This is a genomic window from Roseibacillus persicicus (assembly GCF_014651675.1).
Classification (GTDB): Bacteria; Verrucomicrobiota; Verrucomicrobiia; order Verrucomicrobiales; family Akkermansiaceae; genus Roseibacillus; species Roseibacillus persicicus.
In genome coordinates this window covers 53499-66606 of record NZ_BMXI01000013.1, presented here as the reverse complement: position 1 = coordinate 66606, position 13108 = coordinate 53499, and the positions used below count along the sequence as shown (strand labels likewise).

Sequence of the window (13108 nt, the reverse complement as noted above, 5' to 3'; positions counted from 1 at the left end):
TGCTCCTTAAAAAAGACGGCGGCTTCCGGAGAGGAAGCCGCCGCGTTTTTTTCAGGGGTCGCCCGTGGGTTTTCCGAATAGACTGACAACGCCCTAGGAAGACTCTTCCACCCGGAAGAAGTCCGCGCCGTCAGTATTGGAATCGAGATTTGCTGCCGGAATCGTAAAGCGGTTCGCCCCGTCGTTGGTCACCCCGGTAGCGGAAACAAACTCGCTGGCCAAGTCGGGAGAGGTCGTGACCTGCAGGCCGGAAACACCCTCCAGGACATCAATGAAAAAGTTGCCGCTCGCGTCGAATCCCGAGGCCGCAATCGTAATAGAGACCGGCTCGTTCGAACTTAAGAACTCGATGTTGTCGTAGCCAATCACCCCGGGAATGGCCGCAATGGGAACCAGCTTGAAACCATCGACTACGCCCCCCGCACCAATGGTATTGGGAATGCTGAAATTGAAGGTGTAAGTTTGCCACTCGTCAGCAGGCTCAATTGGCTCGGGAGAAATCGCCTGTTCATCCCCGGTAGGCTGCCCACCCGAAGTGCCGGAATACCATTCCAGCTTCAAGGAACCAACCGCAGCTCCAACCCCGAAGTTCTTCATATCCATTTCCACCGTGAAGTCATCCCCGGCGGAAAGACCCAGATCGTCCAGAGCAATGATGGCGCCACTGCTGGCAACCAGCACCGCCCAGCCACTGGGGCTGTCGATAGACGCATAGCCCCCATCGGGGCTCCCTTTCAGGTCTGACCCTCCCGTTGTCGGATAAGTGACAGTATTGCCACTTGAGAAAAAGGCCCAACCGGCACCGCCCTGCTCAAAGTCGAGATTCGGAATGACCGGAGCCTCAATGGGTGTCGGGTCGACCGCGAGATTGTCGTATCGAATCACAGAATCAATCCCCGCAACCGGAACCACGCGGATGGCATCCGCATCGGAAGGGATCGAGACTTGAAAGTCATTACTGGTCCAGACTCCCGTTTCGGTCGTCGCTGCAATGTCGCCTGAATTTCCCTGCGCGATGCCGCGGCGGTAAAATTCCACCTTCAGCTTGCCGACATCTGTACCAGCGACCCGGTAGGTATCCATTTTGAAGGTATAAGCATTACCCCCCGTTAGTCCCAGGCTCTCCAAGGGAATGGAACTTTCGGCGTTGGCCACCAGGACCCCGAAGCCAAAGCCGCTGTTCGTCATCTCCGCGCAGCCGCCCGGGTTGCCTCCAGTATCGGGATAAGCAAAGACCGTATCTGGCTCACCAGCGGTTGCCCAATTCTTGCCCCCTTCGGAAAAATCTCCATTTGGAATGCCGGTCACAGGCGAATCGCTGACCGCGACGGGATCGATGTTAAAGTTATCATAGCCCACCGAAGACTCCTCCCCGTAGAGCGCGACGACCTTGATTCCGTCCGCATTGGGAGGAATGCGAACAGGGAAAGTATACGTGTTCCAATCTCCTCCACCAATCAGTTCGGGACAGAGATTGCCCGTGGTGCTGTGTTGTGTCCCAAAAGAATAGAACTCCACCTTGAGCCCCCCGATATTCGCCCCACTAAAGAGCTTCATATCCTGATGAAAGTGATAGGTCTTTCCCGGCTCCAGCCCTAGACCTGCGACAGGAAGAACTTGATCGGATTGTGAAATCAGAACTCCAAAAAACGCGGAAGTCGCATCGATCAAGCCATAACCTCCATCATCACCACTTCCGCCGGTGGCAGGATACTCGATGACCGCGAAACCATCGTCGTCATTCAGCCCCCAGGAATCTCCATCAGGAATGGAAAAGTCTCCATTGGGGATCCCGGTAACAGGCGGCAGGGCATCGGACTCGATGCGAACATTGTCAAAGGAGACCGTTGATTGCAGCCCCCATAGCAAGATCACTTTGATCCCATCGACCCCATTGGGAATGTGAATATCAAAATCATAGCTCTCCCAAGTATCGCCAAATCCAATAACTTCAGGAAACAAATCGCCGGTCGAACCCAGCAGTTCCCCACCGGCATAGAATTCCACTTTCAAACCACCCATGTCGGTCGTGCCAACGCTACTTCCAAAGACACTTTCCGGGGTGAAGCGCATGTCCTGGCTGAAGCGATAGGTGTCGCCCGCCGTGATGCCGAGACCAGCGAGAGAAATCGGGGTGTTGTTATTAGCGATCAAAAGACCATAACCAGAGTCAATGTTGTCGATCACCACATGACCGTCGGCATTACCTTCAGTCTCGGGATAAAGATAAGTGAAGGTTCCTCCCCCAAAGTTTTCCTGCCAAGAAGTGGCAGGACCGCCGGCATCTTCGAAGTCCCCATTGGGGACCAATACTGGCACCGCATAGGCACCCATCGTCGCGCCTACGAGCAGGCCGACCACCTGATTTTTGGTCTTGGTTTTCATTTTGGTTTTTTGTGGGAAGTTTTCGCCTCGCCTGGCGAGGTCCGGAAGCCTCCCAAAGATTGCCGTGATTGGGAAAACTTCCGAACCTTCAAGCGATGTCATGACGACACTTTTTGATGTTTCAGGGGGATGGCTCCAATTGCCAGAGTCCTCTCAGGTTAGACCTGAACCGTTCCGTGGCCAAGGCCCGGAGTTGGTCGGGGAAAGAAAAATAACTGTTGGAGATCCATCGTGTTGCAGCACATTCAGACGATATCCAATTAACGGATTCACCTAATGTAACTTTATGCACACTCGGTCAAGTTTGGCCTTAAAGCAAGAAAAAATTTTCACCTTTCGCCAAGTCTATCCTCATCTCTGACTATCAGCATTCATTTTCAACTGATTATCACTTTCCCAGCACCTGGCGGGCCGCTTTCAAATGAAAAACCTCCTCCGATTTGCATCAGAGAAGGTTGAAATAATTTCGAGTAAGTGAATAGCCAGCCCGTTATGGCGTGACAGTCTTCACCACCTGAAAGAACTTACGCTCCTCGGATGGCTCGCCAATCGTGGCAGGATTGCCATCACCAATAACGGCCTCTCCCAAGTCGGAAAAGCTGATCAAGTCGCTGGATGCCTGCACCTGATAGCTGAATCCTTCCAAGGTCGGATAGGTCACCCCCATGCCCGTGGAAGTAGTGGCGGGCAGGGTTCCAATTGGAGAGCTTCCCTCCGTGATTAAGGAAATGTCGTCCAGAAGCACCTCGCCGAAGGCCCCGTCGACCGCGCCAGTGGCTCCGAAGATTTCGATCAGCGCGGAGGTTGCGTTCGCTGGCGCCACCAGTCCGGCGACAGCAGTCTCAGCCCACTCCCCGTCACCACCCGCAAAGCCGCCTTCGGCGCCGACGCTAATCACTCCTCCACTTTCTTCCAGCCAAGCCAACTTGTAGCCTTGCACGTAGCTTGGTCCACTACTGACCTGCTTTGCCCAAAAGGAGAAAGTATAAGTGTTGCCCGGAGTGATACTCCCCCCGCTGTTGAGGACATTCTGTTGGGTCAGACTCTTGCCGGGCAAGGCCTCGGTCTCGGCATTGACCACCTTTAGCTGGAGGGCGGCCACGCCAGTCCGCACTTGGTCCGGGGTCGCAATCGTGCCGGCGACCGTGTTGTCAGTTGCCAGCCGGGTGGCAAATTGATCGTTGATGACGCCTGCGAGACAGGTCCACGCTTGCGCGCAAAAGGAATCGAACTCGTCCACAGACTCGAAGCCTCCATTCAACACATCGTCAGAGTCCTCAATGCTCGCCTCCACCACTTGGTAGAACAATGCTGGCTCCGCATCATAGACGGATGAGATGCTGTTCCCTTCGATTGCCGGTCCCAAGTTGGTGAAGGTGACCCCATCCGCGGATTTCTGCGGCTGATAGCTGTTGGTCGCACTTGTCGGCACCCAGTTGACAATCGCACCCTTCACCACTTCCGCGCTGAAAGGGATTTCCTCGGGATTTACGATGCTGACGTTGTCGAAAGCCACCACCGAACCACCGGGTCGGAGACCAATCTTCGTCTGACCGGGCGAAGCCGGAACGGTCAACTCCACCGAGTAAGTCGCCCAATCGGATCCATTCCCAATCACCTCGAAGGTCTCGTCGATGACATAGCCGGAGGGACCTTCCAGTCGATAGCCGGCACCGAAATTCCCCGAGATCAGCTTGATGTCCATTTGCAGGAGAAAGGTATCCCCGGGCGCGAGCCCCAAAGCCTCGAAGCTGACTTCCATGTTGTTAAAGCCATAAAGGACAGCGAATTCCGCAGTCCCATCCAGCACCACATGTCCATTCGGGTTCCCTCCGGTAGCATTGTAAACCGGAGTTCCTTGCCCCGTGCCCCAACCAACTCCGTCAGGAATCTCAAAGTCTCCATTTTCGATTTCAAGGGGCTCAAAGGGAGGGGGCACCAGGGCGGTGTTGTCTCCGCCGACATTGTCAAAGCCAACCGGCCCCGAAAAATTCACTAGCAGTGGCACAAACTTCAGATGAGTAGCCGCCGGATTGATGGTGTACTCCAGACTATAGGTTTCCCACGAATTCGTCAGCGGAAAGACAACATCGCCCGCTCCATTATCGAGGAAGCCACCAGCCCAACTTTCCATCTTCATTCCCGCCTGATTCGCTCCCGCCCCCAAATTAATCATATCCAAACTAAAGGTGTAGGTCTCACCCGCAGTCAGCCCGAGTTCGGAAAGAGGAATGCCATCTCCCACAGCCGGATTCGGTCCCGAACCTCCCTCGGATACCAGAACGCCGCCCCAGGATCCGCTCGTATTGTCAATCTCCGCGTAGCCGTCACTACTGCCACCAGATAACTGGTAACTGATGATGGTCCCTTCGGAAGAAGCCTGGGTCCAGTCAGCTCCATCTGGGGTTGAAAAATCGCCGTTAGGGACGAGGAAGGGTGCCGCATGGGCGCTAGCAACGGTGCCCAGAAGGGCTCCTACTAGCAGGGTTTTGTCTAGGTTTTTCATTTCATTCAGGTGGCTGGGCAGCCGCTTGAGAGCGGAGTCAGCCTGTTGTTGGTTTCGTCGCTGCCAACTGTCATTCCCCCGCCGTGAGGGGGCTTGGTAGCTCGGTTGCTGCATTCGGAAAAACGGGAAAAACCCGCGACTCCAAGAATGCAACTTTATGCAACCTCGTTCGCGGTTTCAGAAAGCGCAAGAAAAAAAGAACCGCTCTCCCACGCAGTATTCCGACTCAGCAGAAACTTCAGGAGCTCAATTCGGTCCGCTTGGCCTGGGTGCCGCAGCCCTCAAATTCGAAACAGAAATCCGAAGAATCCATTGATGCCATTGAAGAAAAGGCGCAGCCGAGTCGGTCGACTTTTCTCCTCTTTGCAATTCAACAAGTTCCTTCCAATCCGGCATCACTTGATAATTTTCTAGTTGCATAAAATTACACCTCGGATACTGATTCGATTCGCCACAACATGTCAGTCACTCTCAACACCACCGCCTCCGCTCTCATCGCATTGCTGCTCCTTTGCAACTCGACGCAGCTATCGGGCAAAGAAGTCTCCCTCGGTGCAGGAAGCTACTCTTTGGAGCGCCCCGAACATTGCGAAGCTTTGCCTGAGAAGATCTACAAGATTCCCTCTCTGACCGGCGCGACCCCAACCAACCAGTGGTGGAGTTCACTTGTTTGGAACGAGTTCTCGCAACCTCTTTTCGCCCATCCGATGGTTCTGCTTTGCACCAACAACGGGCTCGTCGTGAGTGATCCGGGTTCGGCGATTGACGGCTCTTCCGGGAACATCATGGGAGGCGGGATCCCACAGGGCGGCGACCTCACTATCGCCATGGAGGGCATCCAATTCCCGCAGGCAAACTATGCCGGTTCTTCCGACTGGTTTATCACCGCCGAGTTCTCCCAGGACGGCAAGCAGTTGCTCACCCATTTTGGCCACGGCAGCCCCTATGTTTTTTGCGAGGCTCTTGGAGGAAAGGGAATCATCCTTTGCGGTGAAAAGCCCATCATCTGGGCTGGTGATGAGAACTCGGCAACACTGGGAGTCAGCCTTCGCGGCCATCACTACGGAATCTTTGGCCCCGCGGGCTCAAAGTGGTCGGGTATCGAGGGTCAGAAACTCACCAATAGCAGCCCGGAGCCCTACTTCACCATCGCCTTGTTGCCTGACAACTCGCCCGAGACCCTCGCCCTCTTTGCCGAGCATGCCCACAACCATGTCTCAGCCACGCGAGTCACTTTCAAACAGCAGAAGGGCTCCCTTCATTCCCGCTACCAATTCACCCTCACCGCCAAAGAAAAGGGTTCCCCGGGCACCCTCACCGCGCTGTACCCGCATCAATGGAAATACTCACCTAACAAACCGTTGAACTTGAGCTACCCCTCCGTTCGCGGTGAGATGAAGCTCGTCTCCGGCCTCGCCTTCACAACCGAAGTTCCCATACAGGGGCTTCTCCCAATGCTTCCCAAGGAAGGCATTCCCGACCGTGCTCGCATGCTATCCTATCTCTCCGAGGAAGCCTCAAAAAAGGACGACACCTATCGCGACACCTACTGGGAGGGCAAGCACTTGGGCAAATTGGCCACCCTCGCCGGCATCGCCGAGGTTCTGGAAGCCGCCGAACTGCGAGAACAGTTCTTGAGCGAGGTCAAGACGCGCCTCGAGAATTGGTTCACAGCGGAACCCAGCGAAGAAGCTCCGAAATTCTACTACAATCAGAACTGGGGCACCCTCATTGGCTCCAAGCCTTCGTATGGGAGCGACTCTCAGATCAACGACCATCACTTTCACTACGGCTACTTCATCCGCGCTGCAGCCGAAGCCGCCCGCTACGATGCGGCTTGGGGCGAGAAGTGGGCGCCAATGGTCGAGTTGCTCATCCGCGATATCGCCGCATCCGATCCCGCAGACCCCCTCTTTCCCCGCATGCGCGGCTTCGACTTCTATGCCGGCCACTCTTGGGCTTCAGGCCATGCCAACTTCGGCGATGGCAACAATCAGGAATCATCCTCCGAGTCTCTCAACGCCTGGTATGGCCTCATGCTCTGGGGAGAGGTCACCGGCAATCGAAGCATTAGGGACACGGGATTGTTCTTGTTCAATACCGAGCGAACCGCGGTGGAGGAATACTGGTTCGATGTCTCCGGCACGAATTTCCCCCGGGAGTTTCCGAATGTCGCCCTCGGCATGATCTGGGGAGGCAAGGGCGCCTTTGCAACCTGGTTCTCCGGCGACATCGATTGCATCCACGGCATCAACTGGCTCCCTTTCACCCCCGCATCCATCTACATGGGCCGCTTCCCCGACTACGTGGAGAAGAACTACTCCCGCATCGTCAAGGAGCGCGAACAAGGCAATGACCTCAACAACGGTTGGGGCGATCTCGTCTGTATGTTTGGCGCTCTCAGCAAGCCCGACCGGGCAGCGGACTACATCGACGCAAATCCCCAATGCAGTCTTGAGGGAGGCAACACCCACGCCTTCATGTATCACTGGATTCACACTCTCAACTCCCTGGGCCGCAACGATGCTTCAGTGACCTCGGATCACCTCTTCAGCAACGTTTACCTCAAAGGCGGAAAGAGGACTTATGCCGCCTTCAACCATGGAAAAGAGCCCCTGCAGGTGAGCTTCTCCGATGGAACCAGCCTGACTGCCGCGCCGGGAGTCCTGACCGTGAAGTAGCGCGCTCCCAAGGCTGTTCCCCTACCGGATGAATACCGAACTCAGCACCCAGGTCGTTGAAGGGTTCGTGTGCCATACCATTTCGAACAAGCAGATAAACCTAATCCTGGTTCCGGAGCTAGGCGGGAGAGTCGTCTCCATTTACGACAAACTGAATAGTCGCGAATGGCTGGATGGTTGGTCTCCCTCGGATAGACGCCGGCTCTGGCATCCGGACGACCCCGAGCGCTATGACTCCGGCCCCGGCGCTGGACTCGACGAATGTCTCCCGACTGTCCTCCCCTGCCGCATCGGGAACCGGCGGTTCACCGATCATGGCGAGCTTTGGCGAACTGCTCCGGGCTTCTCGATCGAAGGCCGCGATCTCGTTTGCCTCTGGCATCTCCAATCTCTGCCCCTGATTCTCAAACGAGCCATCCGGTTGGAAGGAGACACCATCACCATGCGCTATCGGCTGGAAAATTGTTCACCCGACACAATCCCATTCCAGTGGGCCTGGCACGCTCTCCTCAAGTTGGAAGACGGCGACATTATGACCTTCGAAGACCGGCCCGAAACCTGCCGCAGCCCAAGCGGAGAAGCCCTATCCTGGCCCTCCCCCCTTCCCGGACAAGACCTTTCCCGCGGAGACACAGGAAGCACCATTCCTTCGTCTGCAAAAGTCTTTCTTGGACCTTTCCAGCAAGGCATGGCCAAGGTCCAGGGCGCCAAGAGCGCATTGGAACTCTCGTGGCCCTCCGACCTCTTTCCATGGGCTGGGATTTGGGTAACCCGGGGAGCTTGGAAAGGTCTCCATCACTGGGCCATCGAGCCGACCAATGGCGCCTTTGACCGGCTCAGCGAACTCCCTGCCAGCTCCCTGACCCGAATGGAAAGGCACGAAAAACGAGATTGGACTGTCACCATTCGATTAAACTCATCGCGTTGTTAGACCTAACAGCGTTCCTCTCGCCTCACTGTTAGTGACCCCTCACCTGAAAAATGTGAGCCGCCAACCATTGTGGTCACAATGTATTCTCGATTCGCCCCCAATTTTTCTTGTGCTCGCACACTTTTCACTTAGATTGCATAAAGTTACATAGCCGTCTTAATCACAAGCTTGGCTTTTTCCCTAATCGAGTCCCATGAAGAATTCATCATCCAATCCGCACCAAGTCTCTGGATTGCAATCCCTTGCCGCGAAAAACGGATTCTCTCTCATCATCACGGTGACCATGATGATTCTCTTGTCGTTAATCGCGGTGGGACTCTTGAGCCTTTCCAGCCTCACCATGAGAGCAGCCAATGCGGATCAGGCACAAGCCGAGGCACGGGCCAATGCGCGATTGGCCATCAACATGGCGGTTGCGGAATTGCAGTTAACCCTGGGCGATGATCGTCGAGTAACTGCCAATGGCTCAATGTTGAGGGACTCGGGAGAAACTCATGCCTTGGGCGTATGGGAGTCCTGGTCACCCAAGTTGTCCAAGAACCCGACCGACGGTGACATCAACTATGAGGGAGAAAAGAATAGCCGCTTTCTTCGCTGGCTGGTGTCCGGCAGGGACGAGGACTTGGAAAAGGCGGACTGGGCTCAAACCGGTGACACCTCGGGTCAAGCCATGGTGCTTTTCAGTCAAGAGAACGATGGATTCGCTTTGAAGGGCTCGCTTGTCGAATTGGGCGACGGAAAGGGGAGTTTGGCTTGGGCAGTTTCGCAGGAAAACACTAAGGCCAAGATCAATGTCGCCGGCCCGGAGGAGGCCGACCGCATCGGAAACGACGATCTACAAGCGCAGCCCAGACCCCACGTCGAAGGCGACATTTTCAAGCAACCCGATGACGAGTGGAACAAGCGCGCCGGACGGGTCACCAGCCTTGGCCAAAGCTCCCTGGACCAGGATCTCTTTAGTGGCGGCAACTCGAATCAAGCGGCGGCGGATTTCACTACAACCAGCGCGGGCCTTCTAACCAACGTCGTTGAGGGCGGCCTGAAGGTGGACATGAGCTTGGGCTTCGAGATGTCGGAATCGGACTTCAATGCCGCCACCTGGTCTAGCGAAGGTGCCACCTTGCCCAACCCCTTTCATGCCGGAGCGGAAGGCGAGTTCAACACCCCGGGCAGCTATCAGAATCAACGCCCGCTTTACGCCCCGTTGGCGGATAGCGGCAACCTCGACTTTCCCAAGCAATTCTGGCCCGCGAATGTGCAACACAACTTTCCAGTCACTGCCGTGCCAACCTTCCACTCGCTGCGTTCCTATTATCGCATCCCCTACCATCTCTATCAGTCCGAGGAAGGTCTGACGGTCTTTGAGCGGGAGAGCGATCACATCGCCGCCACTCCCCAGAGCGTCCCCCGCGGGTACTATCCTCCCCCCGCCGAGACCGTGGAGGCAAGTCAGACCCAGATGGGCATCCGCCCCGTTATGGACCGCATCATGTTTCTCGTCAGCGGAGGGATGAATGAAGCGGATGAACTTCGCCTCATCATCACCCCCGTCATCACCTTGTGGAATCCCTACAATGTCGCGCTGGAGGTCGAAGGTTGCGTGGCCCACGCATGGCTCGACCTGCCATATGACTTCCAGTGGCGCACCTTCAATCCCGCAGGCCGACAGGTATCCAACGAGTCAATGTATACCTCCGGCCTCATGAGCCTGCAGTTCATCAATCAAGGCCACGGGCGAAGCGTGAACCCCTATTTCTACGCGGCCATCACTGCGGATGGAAAACCCCTGAGCGAAAGCGGAGGCGGCAAGACGATCAGCTTCGAGCCCGGTGAAGTCCGCGTCTTTGCCCCGGCGGAACAAACCCACAAAAACTTCGATGTGGAGGGCTCCATCCGCGACCGGACTGTCTTTCTCCGTCCCGTTGACAGTCTGGATCAGTTTTCAACCAAAGGCGGACTTTCCATCCCCACCAAGAATTTCCGGCGCAACGAAGGCTTCGTGAGAAAGCTCAAGAACGATCACAGCGCCCAGCTCACCTTTCAGGCCATCCCCGGCGAGGACTACCCTTTCTACATCTCCCTGGAAGACGCCACCCGGGCCCGCGGTTCCGATCCCACCGAGGAAGATCGCGGCAAGGCTATCGCCGACATCCTGATGAGCAACTTCTCCAAAACCGGAGAAACAGTCCGCTTCGAGTCCCCCCGCGTCACCTACTCGCAACTCTCGGCCGAACCCGTGCCCATTGGCGTGATCGAGTCCTATCACCGCGTGGCGAGCGAGGGCGTCAATGTTCAGGTCGCGGATTTGCTCTACACCGGCAACCCGCGCCAACCCTGGATGAATCCCTTCATCACCAATGCCGACTTCAAGGCTGGCCCTCAGTATCAAACACGCATGAGGTCGGTCTCCTCCTTCAGCGGAGTCTTGCAATCAGCCAACGGCGGGCGCTCCGCCTATTACGGCTCTTCGCAAACACCCATCGGAGGACGCACCCACTTGTCGTTTTTCGAGATTCCTTCCGCTCCTCTCCTTTCCCTCGCCGCCTTCCAACACTGCGACCTCAGTTCCAGCCCTTACTCCCCCGCCAACCAGTTGGCCAACAGTTGGGCAAGCGCCTACGTTCGACGCGACCGGGTGAGCGAAGGAGCGCTTCAGATCGACCATTGCTATTTGGTCAACGAGGCCCTCTGGGACGGATTTTTCTTCAGCGGAGCGGCACCGACCCTCAGCCGCTCATCGGCCTCCGGTGAAGAAGGAGTCTGGGATCGTGAAGTGGCCCAAGTGCAAAAACCAGTCTCCGCGATTCTGGAGGACTTCTTTGAAAGCCCGACTAATGCTTCCTTGCGCAATCCCCGGATGAAACTCGCCAACCCAGCGAGTGCGAGTGAAGACGGCCTCGTCGAGAGCCTGAGTGAGCCCATCGGTTGCTTGAAAATCGCCGGCGAGCTGATGGTCGACGGAGCCTTCAATGTCAACTCGACCAGCGTCGCCTCCTGGAAGGCAATTCTCAGCGGGCTGCGCGGCGCAAGCTTCGAGGTGGAGGGGAATACCACGGAGATAGCGAGTGGCACCACGCCCTTTCCCCGCTTCCGCGATCCCGTTGGCGAGGCCAACGACATCTGGCAGGGATTCCGCACCCTGAGTGACAATCAGATCGAAACTCTGGCTGAAAAGCTGGTGGAGAGAATTCGTGCCCGTGGTCCCTTCCTGTCTCTCGGCGAATTCGTCAACCGCCGGGTCAGCTCCGATGAACTCGGCTTGGCTGGAGTGCTGCAAGAGGCTATCGACCAAAGCAGCCTCAACGAGGACGCCCTCGTGGAAGAGTTCAGCACCCGCAGCTATTCGCGCTCCGCCCGCTCCAATATCAGCCCCGCCAATACCGGAGTCGGCATCCCCGGCTACTTGACGCAAGCCGACGTACTCAAACCTCTGGCCTCAATCATTACCGTCCGTTCGGACACCTTCACCGTTCGAGGCTACGGCACCTCACGCGACCGTTCTGGTCGGATCCTTGCCCAAGTTTGGGCCGAGGCCACCGTGCAGCGATATCCTGATTTTGTGGACTCTTCCGACGACAAGGCCACTCCCACTAGCGAGTTGAATGAGACCAATCAAAAATTTGGACGGCGCCTCCGGGTCACATCCTTTCGCTATCTTTCCGAAACCGAAATCCAAGGCACTTCCCCCAATCTTTCCGCATAATGAAAACCCTAACCCTCCTCACCACCCTCTTTCTAACAGCCCACCCGCTCTTGGCCGGTTCTCTGCAAATCCTCGCTTGGGACAATGAAGTCGCGGCCCGCAAACTGACCATTGGAAAAGGTGAGAAAACCCTCGAAGTGCCCTACATGCATCCATCCGCCCGCACCACTCCGATCACAATCCCCGAGGATACCAACGGTCTCCGGCTTGTGGCCCCCGACCGCCCCGGTGAGGATGGAAAACCCCTTTCCATCCCTCTCGCCATCCCAGCGGGAACTCAGAATCCGCTCGTCATTCTCATGCCCGATCGCGGCACGCCCTTCGGACTGAAGCCCGTAATCGTGGAGGATGCCCAATCGGACTTCAAGTGGGGCACCATGCGCATCTTCAACATTACCAACAAAAAACTCGCCTTTGGCTTTGAGAAAAAAGGAGTGAAACTTTCGCCCGGGTGGAAGCCCGTAGACATCGAGCCGGGTGGAAAATCCCGCAATCTGGAAGCCTTTCTCTTCCTCGCCGACAATTTGCAAAAACCTTTCTATACCGCCGTCTGGGAGCATCGCAGCGACATGCGCCAACTCGTTTTCCTGGTCCCCAGCAGCAATGCCGCGCTTGGTCCAGTGGAATGCAAGTTCGTCACTGAAGTCCGCCTTGCGGAAAAGCCCAAGCCCTAGCGCGCCTTCCTCCGGATCTGGAGTTCTCCGACTCGCGCCCCTTTCCCGGAAATCCAAAAGTTCGGCGTCTCTGCCTTCTCATCTCGAGAAGAACAGATGCGCCGTTCTTCTTTCCTTTTTTTATTCGTAACCGTACACTTGACCCGTTCTGCAATTTCATGCAACCATGTTGCAGTTCACCTTCCTTAGCCGATCCTGGCTCTCACTTTCCACTCTCCTAAAAACTTT

6 protein-coding genes are annotated in these 13108 nt (G+C 56.3%); 4 read left to right on the top strand and 2 right to left on the bottom strand.

Translation table 11 applies throughout. The features are described 5' to 3' along the window. Positions 1–93: 93 nt before the first annotated feature. Positions 94–2385: a hypothetical protein gene (locus IE099_RS14845; protein WP_189571381.1), complete on the bottom strand. Its 2292-nt coding sequence runs from the start codon at positions 2383–2385 to the stop codon at positions 94–96. Positions 2386–2875: 490 nt separating this feature from the next. After that, on the bottom strand, positions 2876–4891 hold the full coding sequence (locus IE099_RS14840) for a hypothetical protein (protein ID WP_189571379.1): 2016 nt from the start codon (positions 4889–4891) through the stop codon (positions 2876–2878). Between the two features lie 458 nt (positions 4892–5349). On the opposite strand from IE099_RS14840, the gene IE099_RS14835 reads away from it, so the two are divergent. The 4 genes from IE099_RS14835 to IE099_RS14820 all read left to right on the top strand — a co-directional run bounded on the left by IE099_RS14835 (position 5350) and on the right by IE099_RS14820 (position 12880). Beyond that, positions 5350–7572, top strand: coding sequence for a glycosyl hydrolase (locus IE099_RS14835; protein WP_189571376.1), 2223 nt, complete (start codon positions 5350–5352; stop codon positions 7570–7572). A 28-nt stretch (positions 7573–7600) separates the two neighbouring features. Then, a complete protein-coding gene (locus tag IE099_RS14830) occupies positions 7601–8503 on the top strand; it encodes an aldose epimerase family protein (protein WP_189571372.1) in 903 nt (300 codons plus the stop codon). 193 nt (positions 8504–8696) lie between these two features. Continuing rightward, positions 8697–12206 (top strand): pilus assembly PilX family protein, encoded by a 3510-nt coding sequence (locus IE099_RS14825; protein ID WP_189571370.1) that lies wholly within the window; start codon positions 8697–8699, stop codon positions 12204–12206. Next, a complete protein-coding gene (locus tag IE099_RS14820) occupies positions 12206–12880 on the top strand; it encodes a hypothetical protein (protein WP_189571367.1) in 675 nt (224 codons plus the stop codon). Before IE099_RS14825 ends, IE099_RS14820 begins: the two co-directional genes overlap by 1 nt. Positions 12881–13108: the final 228 nt, after the last annotated feature.